The 17,735-nt window shown below is 39.3% G+C and carries 15 protein-coding genes; 7 read left to right on the plus strand and 8 right to left on the minus strand.

Features of this window, described 5'->3' with window-relative positions; all coding sequences use genetic code 11:
- Positions 1–19: 19 nt before the first annotated feature.
- Genes PL8927_RS26790 through PL8927_RS26800 form a run of 3 tightly spaced genes read right to left on the minus strand, consistent with a single transcriptional unit; the run spans position 20 to position 2,122 of the window.
- Entirely contained in the window at positions 20–535 is a 516-nt protein-coding gene (locus PL8927_RS26790) for a heme-binding protein (RefSeq protein ID WP_407947434.1), read from the minus strand.
- A gap of 41 nt (positions 536–576) precedes the next feature.
- Positions 577–1,158: an NADPH-dependent FMN reductase gene (locus tag PL8927_RS26795; RefSeq protein WP_083626957.1), complete on the minus strand. Its 582-nt coding sequence runs from the start codon at positions 1,156–1,158 to the stop codon at positions 577–579.
- A gap of 13 nt (positions 1,159–1,171) precedes the next feature.
- Entirely contained in the window at positions 1,172–2,122 is a 951-nt protein-coding gene (locus PL8927_RS26800; RefSeq protein WP_083626958.1) for a thermonuclease family protein, read from the minus strand.
- Positions 2,123–2,268: 146 nt separating this feature from the next.
- Here PL8927_RS26800 and PL8927_RS26805 point away from each other — a divergent pair, with 146 nt between their 5' ends.
- The 4 genes from PL8927_RS26805 to PL8927_RS26820 all read left to right on the plus strand — a co-directional run bounded on the left by PL8927_RS26805 (position 2,269) and on the right by PL8927_RS26820 (position 4,872).
- On the plus strand, positions 2,269–2,493 hold the full coding sequence (locus PL8927_RS26805) for a type II toxin-antitoxin system RelE/ParE family toxin (protein WP_083626959.1): 225 nt from the start codon (positions 2,269–2,271) through the stop codon (positions 2,491–2,493).
- Between the two features lie 21 nt (positions 2,494–2,514).
- Positions 2,515–2,826: a helix-turn-helix domain-containing protein gene (locus tag PL8927_RS26810; protein ID WP_083626960.1), complete on the plus strand. Its 312-nt coding sequence runs from the start codon at positions 2,515–2,517 to the stop codon at positions 2,824–2,826.
- A 248-nt stretch (positions 2,827–3,074) separates the two neighbouring features.
- Positions 3,075–3,650, plus strand: a complete 576-nt coding sequence (locus PL8927_RS26815) for a Uma2 family endonuclease (protein ID WP_083626961.1) — start codon at positions 3,075–3,077, stop codon at positions 3,648–3,650.
- Between the two features lie 46 nt (positions 3,651–3,696).
- Complete coding sequence (locus PL8927_RS26820; protein WP_083626962.1) at positions 3,697–4,872, plus strand: endonuclease NucS domain-containing protein; 1,176 nt, start codon at positions 3,697–3,699, stop codon at positions 4,870–4,872.
- An 89-nt stretch (positions 4,873–4,961) separates the two neighbouring features.
- Here PL8927_RS26820 and PL8927_RS26825 read toward each other — a convergent pair whose 3' ends face one another.
- Together PL8927_RS26825 and acs are read right to left on the minus strand one after the other, a co-directional pair.
- Positions 4,962–7,778 carry a hybrid sensor histidine kinase/response regulator gene (locus PL8927_RS26825; protein ID WP_197047567.1) on the minus strand — a complete coding sequence of 939 codons (2,817 nt, stop codon included), beginning with the start codon at positions 7,776–7,778 and terminating at the stop codon, positions 4,962–4,964.
- A 95-nt stretch (positions 7,779–7,873) separates the two neighbouring features.
- Positions 7,874–9,841, minus strand: a complete 1,968-nt coding sequence (gene acs / locus PL8927_RS26830) for an acetate--CoA ligase (protein WP_083626964.1) — start codon at positions 9,839–9,841, stop codon at positions 7,874–7,876.
- A gap of 335 nt (positions 9,842–10,176) precedes the next feature.
- Here acs and PL8927_RS26835 point away from each other — a divergent pair, with 335 nt between their 5' ends.
- Entirely contained in the window at positions 10,177–12,357 is a 2,181-nt protein-coding gene (locus PL8927_RS26835; RefSeq protein ID WP_083626965.1) for a serine/threonine-protein kinase, read from the plus strand.
- Between the two features lie 42 nt (positions 12,358–12,399).
- On the opposite strand, the gene PL8927_RS26840 is transcribed toward PL8927_RS26835, so the two are convergent.
- On the minus strand, positions 12,400–12,831 hold the full coding sequence (locus tag PL8927_RS26840; protein ID WP_083626966.1) for a hypothetical protein: 432 nt from the start codon (positions 12,829–12,831) through the stop codon (positions 12,400–12,402).
- 4 nt (positions 12,832–12,835) lie between these two features.
- A complete protein-coding gene (locus PL8927_RS26845; protein ID WP_083627080.1) occupies positions 12,836–13,696 on the minus strand; it encodes a shikimate dehydrogenase in 861 nt (286 codons plus the stop codon).
- A 165-nt stretch (positions 13,697–13,861) separates the two neighbouring features.
- On the opposite strand from PL8927_RS26845, the gene PL8927_RS26850 reads away from it, so the two are divergent.
- Both PL8927_RS26850 and PL8927_RS26855 read left to right on the plus strand, forming a co-directional pair.
- Positions 13,862–15,232 carry an AAA family ATPase gene (locus tag PL8927_RS26850; RefSeq protein WP_083626967.1) on the plus strand — a complete coding sequence of 457 codons (1,371 nt, stop codon included), beginning with the start codon at positions 13,862–13,864 and terminating at the stop codon, positions 15,230–15,232.
- Positions 15,219–15,875 (plus strand): HNH endonuclease family protein, encoded by a 657-nt coding sequence (locus PL8927_RS26855; protein ID WP_083626968.1) that lies wholly within the window; start codon positions 15,219–15,221, stop codon positions 15,873–15,875. The genes PL8927_RS26850 and PL8927_RS26855 overlap by 14 nt, the downstream gene beginning before the upstream one ends.
- Before the next feature lie 136 nt (positions 15,876–16,011).
- Here the strand turns inward: PL8927_RS26855 and PL8927_RS26860 are convergent, their stop codons facing one another.
- Positions 16,012–17,358: a P-loop NTPase fold protein gene (locus PL8927_RS26860; protein ID WP_083626969.1), complete on the minus strand. Its 1,347-nt coding sequence runs from the start codon at positions 17,356–17,358 to the stop codon at positions 16,012–16,014.
- Positions 17,359–17,735 lie beyond the last annotated feature (377 nt).

The raw sequence follows: 17,735 nt of genomic DNA on the forward strand, positions 1-17,735 counted from the left end.
TGTCACCTCGTCAGATATTTTATGCTAAAGAATCCTGAATTTGTATTTGCACCTCGCTATATTTTAAATCTTCAGGAGTCATAGGAGAGTTATAAAATAATCGACGAGGAGAACCGATTATTTTATATTCAGGATGTTGTTTTAACCAATTTTTTAACCGTTGTAAATGAATTTGATAACTTTCCCAAGTATAAGCTCCTTGGATACCAATACTCACCACTTTCATCGTTGGGGTATCGGTGACATTGACATCAGATTCTATCTGTTGAGGGGTAATTTCAGGCTGAGAATAGAGAAAAGAAACCTCAGCTTGATTGAGAGAATCAGACTCCTGTAAATACCGAGCTTCCACAGGAGTTGTCATCGCAATTTGATTACTACTAATATGTTGAAACAGGGGATTAAATGCCTTGCGAGTGGCTTGAGTTAAATCCCCTTGATGTAAATAAGTTACCCCTCGATAAGCGGGATATTGTTTCACTTCAATTACCCCAACGGGAGTGGGTTGTGGAAATCCTTCGGGTAAAGATGCCATAATCTTGATAGGGTGGGCTATGCCCACCTCAAAACAACAATTTAAGCCGAAAGTTTAATCAATAATTTTGCCACTTTTGCCCCTAAATTTTCAACATCTTGCTGTTGTTGGGAATCTTTCAAACTCCCATCTTCATTAAAGGCTTCAAACGCCTTAGAAATTGAACGTTGTTCAGGAATAACTAACACTCCAATACTTTCTAAAATTGCCCGCACATGAACTAATCCTCGCATTCCCCCAAACCCTCCAGGGGATGCACTCATAATCGCTGCAATTTTATTGTTAAAACAGGCTAATCCGGGTAAATTAGGTTCAGGACGAGATGCCCAATCAATGGCATTTTTTAACAAGGGCGTAATCGAACTATTATACTCAGGACAGGCAATTAATAAGCCTTGATGCGCTAACATTAAATCTTTAAATTCACGGACAGTCGCCGGAATTCCCTGTTGCGCTTCTAAATCTTCATCAAATAAGGGCATCGGTAAATTCCGTAAATCAATATAGGTCACTTCTGCCCCGGCTGCTTTTGCCCCTGATGCGGCAATTTGAACTAACTTTTTATTAAAGGAAGTTTCCTTAGCACTACCAGCAAACGCGAGAATTTTGGGGGGATTTGCCATGATTGTATCCTCATCAGTTCTGGGTTTTATTGTAAATGAAAGTCGGGGAATTTGTCGAACTCGCCGATTGAAACATCGGGGAGAAATCCGATAATTGTTGCAGACTGGTTAGAGTGATTTCGGGTTTATCTCGATACATCGTTACTTGTCCCGTCACATAAACATAACCCCGTCCTAACCCGGTATAGCGTTTATTAATTAAATAAACGAGGGGAGCATATTTTCCATCAGTGGCTTCAGGAATCCATAATTTTAAACTGTGGTCTTTTGTTCCGGTATGAATAATGGCACTATTGCCTATCCATTTCGTAATTCCTTCTTGTAAATCACAGAAAACCGTAATCTTTTGTTGCTGCATAGCAGCTAATAAAATTTGGGGGTAATCTAAACGCACTGATAACACGCCATTGGGTTGTCCATAGCGACGAAAATCATCTACAATTGAAGCTCTTAATGACCACCAAGGCATTAAAATTGTATAGTTTCTAAAGGCACTATGTTCATTGGTTTGGGGATTCCAAATCATGCGATTATGGGATTGAGCATCGGCTTCAGCCTCCATCATTTCTTGATGATATAATCGAGAGCTTCCATATTTAATATAATAGGGACTCCAGCCTTCCTTAATTAATTTTAAGTTAAAATTTTCTCCATATTTATGCACATAACAAATTAACCGTCCGTGATGATCTCGATATTTTTCTAAACACACTTCAGCAGGTTCATTGCCATCAAATTCAATATCAACTTTTGTTAAAAAACCATGTTCATTCATAAAATATTGTTGTGCCATTTCCGCCGCAGCAATTCCCGCATTTGTTCGGGGTTTAGAATCATGGTTGAGTATTTCTTCTGTATCCACACAATCGAGTCTTAAGAATTCCCGCTTATCATTGAGTAAGACTTTGATGGTGTCCCCATCCACGACTCTTGTGACTTGTAAGTTCTTAATCCGAGTTCCCACAATATTTGATTGTCCTTTTCGTTATAATTGATACAATTTATTTTGGTACTGGCATTAATCATCGTCGTCATAATAATACCATAGTTGGTTAAAATTGCATCCTCAATATTGATTAAGATGAAACTTATTGAGTATAATTATTAAAGATGAATGATCCTAACCTGATTTTACAGGTTGTTTTTTACAAATCAGAACTTGGCAATGAGCCTGTTAGAGAATGGCTAAAGTCCTTATCTCCTAATGAAAAGAAAATTATTGGGACAGATGTTAAAACCGTGCAGTTTGGTTGGCTGATGGGAATGCCCTTGGTTAAAAAGTTGGTAGCCAACTTATGGGAAGTTAGAATATCTTTAGATAATAAAATAGATTAAATAACTTATCAATCAATTAACATGAACAATCAATATATTGGCAGTGATTTTGATACGTTTCTTGAAGAAGAAGGAATATTATCAGAGGTAGAAGCAATAGCAATCAAAAGGGTAATTGCTTACCAAATTCAAGAAGCCATGAATCAAGCCGGACTTTCAAAAAGCGAAATGGCTCGACAAATGAACACTAGCCGATCTTCTTTACAACGGCTTCTTGATCCTAAAAATTCATCTTTAAATTTACAAACAATTACTAAAGCTGCATCAGTATTGGGTAAAAAATTAAAAGTTGAATTTGTCTTAGAATCCAATAGCGATCGCGGCTTGTCCTGATCATAATTTAATCACCTCTAGGATTGCTATAGATGTCGCCATAATACCATAATTGATTCAACTTGCATCTTGATAAATGTTAACTTATTTCAAGTTGCGATAAAATAGTGTCCTACTGATCACAATCAATTAACATGAATAATCAATATAAAGGAAGATTGTTAGAGTGCGATCGCATTCTATCAAGTTTTTCCCTAACTTTCAAGATATAATATTAATCAATTCAGTTAGACAAGGAAATTTTTCTTATGACACTGATGACAATAAAAGATTTAGAAAATTTACAAGCAACTCTCTCAGAAGCTGGACAGGATTACCAATTAGAACTTGAAAATGGTAAAATTATCGTTATGGGGCCATCAGATATTATCTCTAGCGAAATAGGTGTCCGTTTAATTGCTTTTCTATTCGCTTGGGTTGAACCTCGTCGCTTAGGGCGAATATTTGACTCCGCAGGGGGTTTTATCATGCCCGATACTAACTTAAAAGCACCCGATGTTTCTTTTGTTCGTGCATCTCAGTTACAACAAAGTGTCCGCTATTTTGCCGAATTAGTTCCTGATTTAGTTGTAGAAATCAAATCTCAAAGTGATCGAGTTAAAACACTAGAAAAAAAGCTCAAAAAGTTTTTAGAATTAGGGGCAATTGTGGGAATTTTAATTGACCCTGATGAATTGACTGTTACCGTTTATCGACCAACTGGAGAAACCATCATATTAGCAAACGAAGATATTTTAACTTTACCCGAACTATTCCCCGGTTGGGAATTATCAATTTCTAACCTATGGCCTCCTATTTTTACAGAAGCAGAAGTTGATGATTAATTAATTTTTGATAAGATCATAGTCTATTGAAATTGCATCCTGAACAATGTTAAATTATTTCAACTTGCGAAAAACGGGAACTCGATGGGAATTTGAAAGAGAGGAAACCTTAGAGGATTTTCTATTTACTCGTTTACAACCTATTTTCAGTTTAACTGTTTTACATCGTCAATATATTGTACAGGGTCAACGGTGTGATTTGTTGGCGGTTGACACTGATCAACGATTAGTCATATTAGAATTAAAAAATGTTGAAGATCGAGGAATTGTTCAACAGTTAACTCGTTATTATGATGCGGTATTAGAAGAAAAACCTTATGCTCAAATCGTTGATTATTATAAACCTGTTCACTTAATAGCGATCGCGCCTTCATTTCATCGAGATAATTTAACGGATCGAAAGTATCATAAACTAGAGTTTCAGTTTTTACAGTTTGCAGTTATTCAAAACGCTGATCACTTTTATTTGAATTTAAAAGATATTGATACTCAAACTCTATCATCGGTTGAAATTCCGTATCAAGAACCCAATTTTTCTGACATCCCTAGTCCATCTCAAAACTTTTTTAAGCTGATTAAAAATAGTGATGAACAGCAAAAAAATAAAATCTTAGAAATTCGGCAAAAGTTACTAAGTTTTGATCAAAGAATGCAGGAATTTTCCAGCGCAGGAAGTATTTTATATGGAAATGGGAATGGTAAAACCAGTAAATATTGTGCTGAATTTTGCCGTCTTCCTCAAGGAGATATAATCTTGTTTTTGTGGATTCCTTTAAAATGTGGAGAAAGCGATAGAATCAGTCGAGGTAGAATTTGGACAGATTGGGATGAAAAAGCATTAATTGAGGGTTATGTTGCGAGGGGTATGGGGACTGAGATTAATCAAAGAAAAAGATTAATAAAAAACTTATTTGAAAAAATCAAGGATGGATATGAGTCTCAAGAAAATAGATTTTTAAGTTATTTTTCCTATAATAATAGATATATTCAGCTACAATGTTCTCGAAAATATACCCATAATTATGTTAAGCAAACTGATATGATTCGCAAAAAAATTATGATTTTTAAACCTGTTACTTATGAAGAAATGAAACTCATTGAACTTGATATTGAAATAATTAAAGGAAAGACAGGCATAGAAAGAGAATTAGAGAAATCTCCTTATAAATCTCTGAACTCTTTAATTGATTTAGCTTTAGAAAAATGGTTGGCTAGAATTTAGAAGATAACCAATAAAATTATTGATTCTGATAACTAATTACCCACCACCGTGCAATTTTTATAATACATCCCGATGAAAATACGCTCTAATTAATTATAATCCCCAACCAGAGGTTCTATTAAATCAATAATTTGCTCAAATTGAAATTGACGCACCAGTTTAGTCAAGCTTTTAGCAAAAGCAGCTTCGGTTTCGGGAATTTCTGGGATTAATTTCATAATTTGCTGATCATCCGCTTCCAGAACTGCTTGATATAATCTCAGCAGCCATTCTTGGGGCATGATTTGGAATTGTTCTGTCGTTAGTCGGGGTAATTCATTAATTATCTCTCCTGTTTGACTATTCCCATCTGTCACATTTTCATAAATATATTTGACTCCTAAATGTTTAGTTAATACTTCAAAAATTGTAGATTCTTTAAAGGGTTTACGCATAAAATCATCACATCCAGCCGACAGAGTAATTGCTTTTTCTTCTTCTAGGACACTGGCAGTTAAAGCAATAATTGCGGTAGTATTACCTTGAGTAGTGGATTTAATATATTTAGTCGCTTCATAACCATCCATGACAGGCATTCTCATATCCATAAATATTAAATGGGGTTGCCATTGTTCCCAAATTGCGATCGCTTCCTGTCCATTACTGGCTTGTTTCACTTCAAATCCTAAAGGTGAAAGTAATTTTATTAATAATTGGCAATTAATCGCTTTATCATCTACTGTCAAGATTTTATAAGTCGGTTGTTCGGGTGCTAGTGCTAATACTCGTTGGGGATTAATTTGTTCAATTTTAGTTGATTCTTGACCTAATTGTACCGGAATCGAAAATTGAAAAGTTGTGCCTTTGCCTAATTCACTCTCTACCGTAATATCTCCCCCCATTAACTGCACAAATTGACGACTAATGACTAATCCTAATCCGGTTCCTTCTTGGGCTTCTCGTCCTGATTCTGTTTGAGAAAAAGCTTCAAATAATTGAGTTAACTCTTCTTCAGAAATTCCTTTTCCGGTGTCGCTAATTTGAAAGTTTAAAGTCTGATTTTGATGATCTTCATTTTCCTGGCTATTAACCCTTAAAACAACTTCACCTTTTAATGTAAATTTAATCGCATTCCCTAATAAATTAAGTAAAACTTGACGTAATTTAACGTCATCAGTGTAAATATAACGAGGTAAATTATCCCCCAGAACGAAAATTAATTCTAACCCGGCATTAACCGCCCTTAAATGGAGCATATCTTCTAAATCCTCTAACAATTGATAGAGATCAAAATCCTTTTGATTCAGAGTCGTTTTCTTGGCTTCAATTTTAGAAAAATCGAGAACATTATTAATTAAAGTTAATAAATACTCCCCACTACGATGAATAATCCCCGCATTTTCATATTGTTGATAAGGTAGATCTTTTGTGCGTAACATTAACTGAGAAAAACCCAGAATTGCATTTAATGGACTCCGCAATTCATGGCTCATATTGGCAATAAAAGCACTTTTAGTCTGATTAGCCACTTCCGCTTTTTCCTTAGCAATCACTAATTCTGCTGTTCTTTCTTGGACTCGATTTTCTAAAGTTTCAAAAGCAGTTTGTAACTGATAAGCCATTTTCTTAAATGACTGGGCAAGAGTCGATATTTCTGTAATACTTTTAGTTTCTATTATCTCATTTTCTGGATAAAATTTTTCCCCTTTCCCTAAGACTAAAACCCGACTTAATTGACTTAATTTTAAAATCGGTTGAGTAATCCAGCAAGCAGTAAAAATACCAATTACTGTGGCAACAACAAGAGTTATACCACACAATACAATTGTCAAATAGGCATTTTTCTGAATATGTTCCATGAAGTCAGATTCAGGAATAACAATAACGGTTAGCAAGTTTAAATTTTGTTTGTTTACAGGTAAAACCTGCACAAAATATTTCTGACCATCTACTAATAAATTTAATTTTTGAATTTTTTGAATATCTTGTAGTTTAAAGTGATCTGTTAAATATTGGGAGGTTAATCGAATCAGTTTATTTTTACTAGCTGTTGCTTTTAATCGCCGGGAACTCGCATTAACATTTTGAGATAACTCACTTTTAGCGGTCGTTATAAATGGGACTTCATTAATGGAATTGGCAATCATTTGTCCTTGTTGATCTATTAAAAATGCTTTTCCTGTGTTCCCAATTTTTAGATGTTGGAGAAAATCTCCAACCTGCATCAGATATAGACCTGAACCGAGTACCCCTTGAAATTCGCCTCTGTTATCATAAAATGGTAGAGTATAGGAAACGACCAGAACTGGGCGATCTTTTCCCTGTGACAAGTTGACAAAAATGCCCCAAATTCCCATCTTGGCTGTCCGTACTGCACTATACCAAGCCTTACCTCCGGGTGGGTCATTATGGGGATTAAAGTCAGTTCTAATCTGTAGTAACTGATGAATTTTACCTGTGAGATCTGCTCGGTAACAATAGAAGTTTTTGCTTTTTGAACCCTTCAAAGTTCTAACGGTAAGTTCAGCAGATGTATATCGTGAAACTTCTAAAAAGTTTTTCTGTTCGTCAGCAATCATCAGACCACTGACTCTCTGAAAAATTTGCAATTGCTGGGCAAAGTGTGTTTGTAGTTTAGGTAAATTTTGGTAATCTAAAATTCCTTGACGGATGAGAGAAGTATTCGTTTGAACAACTTGTTCGGGTGCATTGAGATAGCTGTTTAAGCTTTGTTCAATGCGATCGCCGATTTCTGAAATCAAAGAGTTTGCCATATCTTCTACAGCTTTTTGTCCACTACGATAGGAGAGAAAACCGACTAATCCTACGGCTCCCACAATTTGTAAAATAAAGGGGATTATTAATACTAATCTCAGGGGAATTTGTCGAGATTTTGGCAATTTTGAGGTGCGATCGCGAGTCATCATTTGGATAAATTTTAAATATAATAAAAAATCCCTGGTTTACCAGGGAAGATCACCAAATTAACACTGATAACTGATCACTGATAACTGATCACTGATTACGCGCCACCCCGCAATTTTTCTAATACACTGCGATCCTGTAACGTAGAGGTATCTCCGGTAATTTCCTGACCGGATGCGAGCGATCGCAATAAGCGCCGCATAATCTTCCCAGACCGGGTTTTAGGCAAATCATCCGTAAACCGAATTTCCCCAGGACGAGCTAAAGCCCCAATTTCGCTGACAACGTGCTTCTTAAGTTCCTGCGCTAACTCATCGGACGCTTCTTTCCCTTCCTCCAAGGTCACAAACGCCACAATATCCTCACCCTTAATTTCATCGGGTTTCCCGACCACCGCCGCCTCAGCCACCGCCGGATGGGACACTAACGCCGACTCAATTTCCATCGTCCCTAAACGGTGTCCCGACACATTGATCACGTCATCCACTCGACCCATAACCCAGAAATAGCCTTCCCGGTCTTGATGGGCGCCATCCCCCGCAAAATAGAGGTAACTGCCCTCCTTGGGTTTCAAATATTCCCAATAGGTGCGGCGGAAGCGATCGGGATCACCATACACCGTCCGCATCATTCCCGGCCAGGGATAACGCACCACCAAATACCCACCACTGTCATCGGTGACGGGGTTTCCTTCCGTATCCACAATATCCGCTAAAATCCCAGGGAAGGGAAAAGTCGCCGAACCGGGTTTGGTCGGAGTCGCACCGGGTAAGGGTGTGATCATAAACCCTCCGGTTTCAGTTTGCCACCAAGTATCGACAATGGGGCATTTCCCGTTACCAATGACTCGTTGATACCACATCCAAGCTTCCGGGTTAATGGGTTCTCCAACGGTTCCTAATAGGCGCAGAGACGATAAATTCCGCGACTTGGGATGATGTTCACCCATTTTCATAAACGCCCGAATTGCCGTTGGGGCGGTATAGAATATTGTCACTCCGTATTTTTCCACCACATCCCAGAAACAACCGGGGTTAGAGGTACGCGGCGCTCCTTCATACATTAAGGTTGTCGCCCCATTGGATAACGGCCCATAGACAATATAACTGTGTCCGGTGATCCAACCGACATCGGCTGTACACCAATAGACATCGGTGTCTTGGAGATCAAACGCCCATTTATTGGTAATGTGGGTGTAAAGGTTATAGCCACCTGTGGTGTGAACAACGCCCTTGGGTTGACCTGTGGTGCCGCTGGTGTAGAGGATGAACAGCATATCCTCACTATCCATCGGTTCGGCGGGACAGTCGGCAGAAACCCCTTGTCTGAGATCATGCCACCAATGATCTCGTCCTGGTTCCATATTAATTTTTTGGGCGGTTCTTTGTACCACTAAAACGTTTTCAACGCTATTCGCTCCGGCTTCAATAGCTTTATCAACTTGTTCTTTTAAGGGCACAATGGCATCTTTTCGCCAGCCCCCATCGGCGGTAATCACCAGTTTAGCTTTAGCATCCACTAACCGATCTTTGAGGGCTTCTCCACTAAACCCCCCAAACACAACGGTATGGGGTGCACCAATTCGGGCACAGGCTAACATGGCGATGGCGGCTTCGGGTATCATGGGCATATAAATGCCAACGCGATCGCCTTTTTGAACGCCTAACTGTTTGAGAACATTTGCCATTTGACAAACTTCCCGATGCAGTTGAAAGTAGGTTAAAGTTCGAGTATCACCCGGTTCTCCTTCCCAAATTAAGGCAGCTTTATTTTTCCGCCAGGTGGTTAAATGCCGATCTAAACAATTATAAGAAATGTTAATTTTGCCATTAACAAACCATTTGGCAAAGGGCGGCTGCCAGTCTAACACTTGATCCCATTTTTGAAACCAATGCAGTTCTGTTTCCGCTAATTCTGCCCAGAACGCTTCCGGGTTGGCTTTGGCTTTTTCATAGAGTTGTTTATACTCTTCTAAGCTTTTAATATGAGCATTCTGGGAAAACTCTGGTGTCGGTTGAAATAACCGATTTTCTTGCAAAATGGATTCTATCGTAGGTTGTGACATTTTTATTGCTGTAACTGGAATAATCACTCAAGATCCATTGTTAACTCAGATTGACGCTGGCGAATCTATATTTTTTTGAAGTTTGTTGACGGTTGACGGTTGACAGATGAAGTGCTCATAATCAACCGACAGCCCACGAAGACAGGTATGATGGATTTAGTCAATCGGGGGCTCAACCCTGTGTGTTGATAAGATGTTAGATAGCTGGAGTAAGAATCGGGGTGAGTTAAAGTTAATTAAAATTCAGGTACATTTGACTTTATATATTATTTTTCATCGGTTTGTATTTACTCTGGGTTCATGTTTTGACTGTTCACCTTTACTGAACATTGATTATGGAAATGATTGGTCAACTGTTAGATCGAAGATACCGAATTGTGCAAGTCTTAAGTTCGGGGGCGTTTGGACAAACCTATCTCGCCGCCGATACTCGTCGCCCTGGTCATCCTCAATGTGTGGTCAAACAATTACGTCCGCCGAGTAATAATTCTAATGTGTTAAAAACGGCGTTGCGGTTATTTCGTCAAGAAGCAGAAATCTTAGAACGCTTAGGACGACATGATCAAATTCCACAATTATTAGCTTATTTTGAAGATCATAATCAATTTTATTTAGTCGAAGAATTTGTAAGTGGACATCCGTTGATGAAAGAGTTAGTTCCGGGGAGTCCTTGGTCAGAAGAACGAGTGATTTTGTTAATCGAAGATATTTTAGAAATTTTGGTTTTTGTTCATGAAAACTTAGTGATTCATCGAGATGTAAATCCCTCTAATCTAATTCGTCGTAAATCTGATGAAAAATTAGTATTAATTGATTTTGGTTCCGTCAAAGAAGCGAGTACCCGACTAGCAGAGGGTAATGGACAAGGGTTGAGAACAATTGCAACGGGAACTCCTTCTTATATGCCCATTGAACAGTTCCAAGGTCATCCCCAATATAATAGCGATATTTATGCTGTTGGCATGATTGCCATTCAAGCAATTACAGGTTTAGAAGCTTCAGATTTGCCTAAATTACAAGATCCGAGTTTATCAAATAGCGGAGAACTGAATTGGCGAAATTATGCTAAAGTCAGTACGGGATTAGCCCAAGTTATTGATAAGATGGTACATCCTTATTATAGCAAACGTTATCTAACTGTAATCGATGTTTTAGATGATTTAAGAAAGGCAACGGGACGTTCAGGATTTAATATTAATAAGTTAAAAAACTTTCCCGCTTACCCGGAAGAAAAAGCCCCGATTCCCTGGGGTAAAATTGTTGCGATCGCGGCTACAGGATTAGTGGGATTATTCGTAATTTTTGGATTGATCCAAGTTTTAAATCAACCCGATCCGATTAAAGCTGAAAATGCCTTTAAAAAAGGCATAGAAAAAGCCGAAAAAGATGATCTAAAAGGTGCACTTCGAGCCTTTAATCAAGCGATTAAATTCAATCCAACTAATCCCGAAATCTATCATAAACGCGCCAATACCTATTATGATTTGAAGGAATATGATCAAGCCTTAGCAGATTATACAAAAGCCATTGAATTGAATCCTAACTATACCAATGCCTATTTTAATCGGGGTTTAACTCGGTATGATCTGAATGATTTATCAGGGGCTTTAGCGGATTTTAATCAAGTGATTAAACAACAACCTCAAGACGGAGATGCCTTCTATAAACGGGGTTTAATCTATTATGATCGGGAAGATTATGAAAGTGCCATTCAGGATTATAATACCGTTTTAAGACTACAACCTGGACAAGCTAAAGCTTATCGTGCTAGAGGAACTGCACGGGTAAAATCCGGGAATTTACAAGCAGGAATGGCAGATTATACCGAAGCCATTCGCCTCGAACCCAAAAATCCAGCCGGATATTATGATCGAGGTCGATCAAGATTTCATTTAGGCGATTATCAAGGGGCTTTAGCGGATTATAATACTGTACTTCAACTCGATCCCAATAATGCTGAAGCCTACGCTAATCGCTGTAGTGTTAATATCAATTTATGGGATTATAATCAAGCCATTACAGATTGCACAGAAGCGATTAATCGTACTCCCAATGACGTTGCCTATAATAACCGTTGTATTGCCTATTTGAACCTCAAAGATTATCCCAAAGCCATCGCAGATTGCTCAAAAGCCATTGAAATTAAAGGAGATGATTATAAAGCCTATAGTAATCGAGGATTAGCCCGTTTTGCCGCCCAGGATTATCCAGGAGCAATTGTTGATTATACCAGTGGGATTAATATTAATCCTAACGATGCCGAAGCCTACGGAAATCGCGCCCAAGTCTATGTTAAAATGAAAAATTATGATCAAGCGATCGCCGATTATGCCCAAGCCATTCGTCTGAAATCCAATTATGCAGGTGCTTATTATGGACGGGGATTAATTCGGGTTGAAATCGGCGATAAAAGTGGTGCGATTAGTGATTTTGAACAGGCTGGAAAACTCTATTTAGAACAAGGCTTAACAGGGGGTTATAAAGATGCCCAGTTCCAAATTAAACGCCTGGAATAAGGGTTTAATTTGGGGGTAGAATTCTGAAAATAATAGTCAAGTTTACCTGCCAATTCGATGGCTAAAACCTGCGGCTTTAAATTGTTTGAGTTGCAGGGGAAGTTCCAGGTTAGAAGGAATCGAAATTCTAAATTCAAAATCACTGATACCCGGAGGCACTGTATCAATATTACCTAACCGTCCGCGATTAGGCATAACTGAATTACTATTAGCATCGTAAATCCGACCAAAAATGTCAGCATCCACAACAACTTTCCCGGTTGTATTATTGGCTTTTCCCATCACAATAAAACAATAGGCATCGTCGCTAGAGCCACTGGATATTGCCCCTTCTGCTAATTCGGGAGGACAATCTTTATAACTTAAATCTTGCAGTTGAATCTGAATTAATGCCCAAGCCGGAGGAGTCCAAAAACTGGTAATTAAAACCCAGAAACAAGCGCAAACAATAACGGATAAAATTTTAAATTTCATGTTTTTATGATTCTAAATGTTGTTGTAGAGACTGACGCATGATCTCGATAGGAACAGGTTGCTGTAACCACAATTGTAAGGCGGCGGCACCCTGGTGTACTAACATGGGCAGTCCATTTAAAATCATCGCACCTCTAGCGGCGGCTAAATTCAGAAATTCTGTCGTTCGAGGAATATAAATTAAATCGTAGGCGATCGCACCCAATTTAATCTTGTCCATCACCGACCCATCCACGGGAGATTCCTCAATATGGGGGTACATTCCGATCGGCGTCGCATTCACTAGCAAGTCCGCTTGAGGAAGCAAAGTCGATAATTGTTCCCAAGCACAGGTTTTGACGGAAACGGCTAAAGGAGACGTGATCCAACTGTGTTGAAAGGCTTCTAATTTCTGGGGGTTACGGCCAACAACATAAATTTCAGTTATCCCTAATTCTACACATCCGGCGACAACAGCCCTCGCCGCCCCCCCATATCCCAAAATCACCGCAACTTTATCATCCCAGTGTTGATGATACACCTGTAAAGGGGTAAGAAAACCCACAACATCCGTATTAGTACCACTCCAACCGTTATGAGTACACCAAACCGTATTAACAGCCCCCACAGCCTGGGCTAAGGTGGTGATTTCCGATAAGTAGGGTAAAATCGCCTGTTTGTGAGGAATCGTAACATTAAATCCCTGAATTCCAATAGCAGTAAATCCGGCAATTGCCGTTTTTAAATCGCTGGGGGAAATCGCAAAAGGCAGGTAAACATAATCGACTCCCAAATGGGCGATGGCGGCGTTGTGCATCACCGGAGAAAGAGAATGTTCAATCGGATAACCGATTACCCCTAAGAGTTTTGTTGTTCCTTTAATGATCATAATAACCTGAGTTCACTATATATTTAATTATAGTGGTGATCCAAAGTTTATTAATAGCAGTTGATTGCTGTTGTTAGATAATAATATCTCAGCAGTTGGTTTAACACCGTCGGAAAAACTATCGTTACTGTCGCAGACCTTAGAGGATTAAACTTTACCGATATGGAAATCAAACGGGTTACTTTAAATAATGTCGGGCCATTTGGAACCGTAGAAATTCCCCTAGCCCCCACCGAGAAAAATCCTAGTAACGTCACCGTCTTTGTCGGTAACAACGGCACTGGCAAAACATCGATACTGGAAGCCTTAGCCACTTCCCTTAGTTGGTTTATTGCCCGTTTACGCACAGAAAAAGGCAACGGCAGCCCGATTCCCGAAGATGTCATCCTCAATGTCGCGAATGGTGCTGCTATAGAAATAGATATCTGTGACTCCCTTGGGGCATTAGCTCATCAAAATGAACGCGAGATAAGTGATCGCTTTCATTGGACTATAGCCAAAACCCGGAAAGGGCGTAAATCCCAATACGCCAGTAACCTAAACAACTGCACCCGACTCGCTAATTATTACCGTAATGCCCTTACCCACGATGACAAAACCAGCCTGCCCCTGATTGCGTTTTATCCTGTCGAGCGCAGCGTAATCGATATTCCGCTAAAAATCAGGACTAGACATACCTTCTTGCAACTGGATGGTTACGACAACGCCCTCAGCCAAGGCGTTGACTTCCGCCGCTTTTTTGAATGGTTTCGGGAACGGGAAGATACAGAAAATGAATCGGGCATTTCTGAAGATGTCTTGAGTGAACTAAGAGCACGATTTGGTACAAATTCAGACGTATGGCAACAATTAAAACAACTACAGGCCTCAGCCAAAGATCGACAATTAACCGCAGTTCGCACTGCCATTCGTCATTTTATGCCCCAAATGGATAATCTCAGAGTCCACCGTAAACCTCGCCTCTATATGGCGATTGATAAAAACGGTGAAACCCTTAATGTTACCCAACTTTCCCAAGGGGAAAAATCCCTCATGGCTCTCGTCGGTGATATCGCTCGCCGTTTAGCCATGCTAAACCCCGCCCTAGATAACCCCCTAACCGGTGATGGCATTGTCTTGATTGATGAAGTAGATCTACACCTGCATCCTTCTTGGCAACGGAGCCTATGTGATCGCCTAATCGCAACTTTCCCCCGTTGCCAATTTGTGCTGACCACCCATTCGCCTCTGGTGATCAGTGACTGTAAGAATGTTTTGGTTTACATCTTAACCGATGGTAAATTACAAGAACTACCATCCCAATATGGGCAAGATGCAAATACCGTCTTACTAGATGTCATGAATACCAGCATCCGTAACGAAGAAATTGACAGCAGGCTTAACGATTTGCTCGATGCTATCCAAGACTCAAACCCAGTCAAAGCCCAACAATTACTAGCAGAATTAACCTCTGAACTACCTGCTAATCATCTCGAACTAATTAAGGCTAAACTATTACTTCGTAAACAAGAATTACGTCATGCGAACCATTAGTAAAGGAACAGAACCGCCTAGTTTGAGAGATTGGAAACGGAAAAAAACAAATGGGCATTACGAAGATTTAGACGCAGATATTCGTCGAGATATTCGAGAGTATGCCTTAAAAGAACAATTCTACCTTTGCGCTTATTGCTGCCAGAAAATTGAAGATATTGACGCTTGCCATAATGAGCATATAGAAGCTCAAAAACTGAATCCTCAACGATCTCTCGATTTTACAAATATTGTTGGGAGTTGTAACACCCACAATCAATGCGGCAATGCCCATAAATCCCAAGAATTACCCCTCACCCCCTTGATGGCGGAATGTGAAACAGAACTTCGATTTAAAATTAGTGGTCGGGTAGAGGGATTGAGCGATCGAGCAACCACCACGATTCAAGTCTTAAATCTGGGAGACAAGGAAATAAATAACCGTGCCCTGATCGAAAAACGCAAGCAATTGTCCAACACCTTGTTATGGAAAAACGGTATAAATCCCGACCAAGGGCTAGAGGACGAAGAACTCTTGAAAGTCTTGATCGACGAACTAGGACAACCCCAAGAGGGTCAACTGGATGCCTTTGCTCCAGTAGTAATCAATATCTTGCAGAATTGGCTTCAATTGTCAATAGCTCAAAGGCAGAATTCTAAATAGAAGTCGCTGATTTACGGGAAGAAATGTCTAACTTGCCGCAGGAAAGAAGTGATCGCCTCCAATAAACTTTAAAAGATAATTGTTGAGGCGATCTCGATTACCAGGATTCTACATTAGCTTTAAAAAAAATCCGTGATCAAAATTCCTTAGCCTCTGCCAAAACAGGATTAATATCATACCAAAAATGTTGAGCATGGTGATATTCAAACACCCATAAACTTCTGAGTAAGGTTTGATATTCCATCTGACCACTCAATTTTTTAGTAGTCGCCACTTGACGTAACATTTCCCATTCTTCCGTTTCAATTGCAAGAGTTAATTGATGACGACGTTGTAAAATTACCTCCTCTAAGGATTCTCTGCTTAAAGGAGGATCTTCTTTTTGCAAACAGCTATATAACAAAATTAATAAACTGCGAACATGACCCCCACTAATCGTACAAAGCCGATCTAAGGTTTCAGGACTATCAAAAATTTTCGTGACTAAGCTCGAATATTCTTTCGGATCAAGACCTGGAAATGCTCTCGCCATCACCATCCGTCGTAACAATTCAATTCCTTCTGCATAGGATGTTCCATCTTCTAATTTTATCGTTACCATCGGTAAAGTTTTGGGGTCGCTACCGAAGCGATTCATCAGTTGTCCTAAATCATTAGAAAAAATTAAACCGAGGGGAATCGTATAAACAACATGACAATTAAGTTTATTCAGTTGTTCACCCCGATCAATAAATAAATATTCAGGTTGCGGACGTCCGGTGCTGCTTTGGGTATTGATAATTCGATCTAAGTTATCAATAATTACCACTAACCCCTGTTTTCCCATCTGTTTTAATTGTTGGATCGAAGGTTCCAATAATTCTTTATTGATGGCTTCTAAAATATTATTGGTTCGAGGTTCTAAATATTGACGTAATAAAGACCGTAAATCTCGACTATCTTTCGTTTTAGCCGTAATATTACCAATTCCCGTTGACAGAGAAAACTCGCCTTCGGTACTAGCAGTTAATGTGCCAATTCCGGGTAAATTCACATCTCCTTTTAAGTCAATTTCCGTATTTAAAACACTGACAATTCCACTCAATAAACTTTTAAAGCCCTTGGCTTGTAATTTAATTTTCAGGCTTTCAATACTTTCACTAACTTGACGGGCGATCGCTAATAAAATATCCGTAATATCCACATCCGCCATATCTAAGTCTTTACTAGACTCGAAATAAACGACATGGAATCCTTCTTGTTTCAATTGAGTTTTGAGTCGCAGTAATTCCGTTGATTTCCCCGAACCAACATGACCTGTAAAGAGTTGACAGGTGGGGCGATCGGGAGACAACCGAGTAATTGTTCGAGAAATTTGTTCAATTAGCTTTCCCCCGCGTGCTGTAGAAAAATCAATATAATATTGTTGATCTTCTGGGTCTTCAACATTGAGGGTTTCAGCCGGATTAGAAGCTTTAAAAAAACGAGATAAATCAAGTTCCATTGTTGTTGACTATTATAGATCATTAAATTCCAGATAATCTGGCTTCTAAGACAGGACTTTTCGATCTCTTTCGGAAGAGATACTGACAATTCCGTCTGTATTTTAGACCTTAGACCGAAGGTTTTGACGGGATTAGTGGGCTAACCACCACCCAAAACTAAAGCCTAAACCGGAAGTTATCGCTAAAATCAGAAAGGTGTAAAACCCATTGTAGGACGCAAGTAATTTTTCTCCCGCAACCATTTGCGCCACGACGCCTGCAACGACAGCGATCGCACCCCAAGCCCCAATAATTACCTCTGGCTGCATTCGTTCTATAATTCGGATCATCGCTTTTTTACCCGCCCCGATCCAGGCGCCGATCCATCCTCCTAAGA

Source organism: Planktothrix serta PCC 8927 (genome assembly GCF_900010725.2).
Taxonomy (GTDB): Bacteria; Cyanobacteriota; Cyanobacteriia; order Cyanobacteriales; family Microcoleaceae; genus Planktothrix; species Planktothrix serta.

Excerpts from the sequence above, each read along its gene's own strand:
- PL8927_RS26840 (WP_083626966.1), bottom strand. The coding sequence starts at position 12,831 with ATGAAATTTAAAATTTTATCCGTTATTGTTTGCGCTTGTTTCTGGGTT.
- PL8927_RS26825 (WP_197047567.1), bottom strand. The coding sequence starts at position 7,778 with ATGATGACTCGCGATCGCACCTCAAAATTGCCAAAATCTCGACAAATT.
- PL8927_RS26835 (WP_083626965.1), top strand. The coding sequence starts at position 10,177 with ATGGAAATGATTGGTCAACTGTTAGATCGAAGATACCGAATTGTGCAA.
- PL8927_RS26850 (WP_083626967.1), top strand. The coding sequence starts at position 13,862 with ATGGAAATCAAACGGGTTACTTTAAATAATGTCGGGCCATTTGGAACC.
- PL8927_RS26815 (WP_083626961.1), top strand. The coding sequence starts at position 3,075 with ATGACACTGATGACAATAAAAGATTTAGAAAATTTACAAGCAACTCTC.
- PL8927_RS26790 (WP_407947434.1), bottom strand. The coding sequence starts at position 535 with ATGGCATCTTTACCCGAAGGATTTCCACAACCCACTCCCGTTGGGGTA.
- PL8927_RS26820 (WP_083626962.1), top strand. The coding sequence starts at position 3,697 with ATGTTAAATTATTTCAACTTGCGAAAAACGGGAACTCGATGGGAATTT.
- PL8927_RS26855 (WP_083626968.1), top strand. The coding sequence starts at position 15,219 with ATGCGAACCATTAGTAAAGGAACAGAACCGCCTAGTTTGAGAGATTGG.
- PL8927_RS26805 (WP_083626959.1), top strand. The coding sequence starts at position 2,269 with ATGAATGATCCTAACCTGATTTTACAGGTTGTTTTTTACAAATCAGAA.
- PL8927_RS26795 (WP_083626957.1), bottom strand. The coding sequence starts at position 1,158 with ATGGCAAATCCCCCCAAAATTCTCGCGTTTGCTGGTAGTGCTAAGGAA.
- acs (WP_083626964.1), bottom strand. The coding sequence starts at position 9,841 with ATGTCACAACCTACGATAGAATCCATTTTGCAAGAAAATCGGTTATTT.
- PL8927_RS26860 (WP_083626969.1), bottom strand. The coding sequence starts at position 17,358 with ATGGAACTTGATTTATCTCGTTTTTTTAAAGCTTCTAATCCGGCTGAA.
- PL8927_RS26810 (WP_083626960.1), top strand. The coding sequence starts at position 2,515 with ATGAACAATCAATATATTGGCAGTGATTTTGATACGTTTCTTGAAGAA.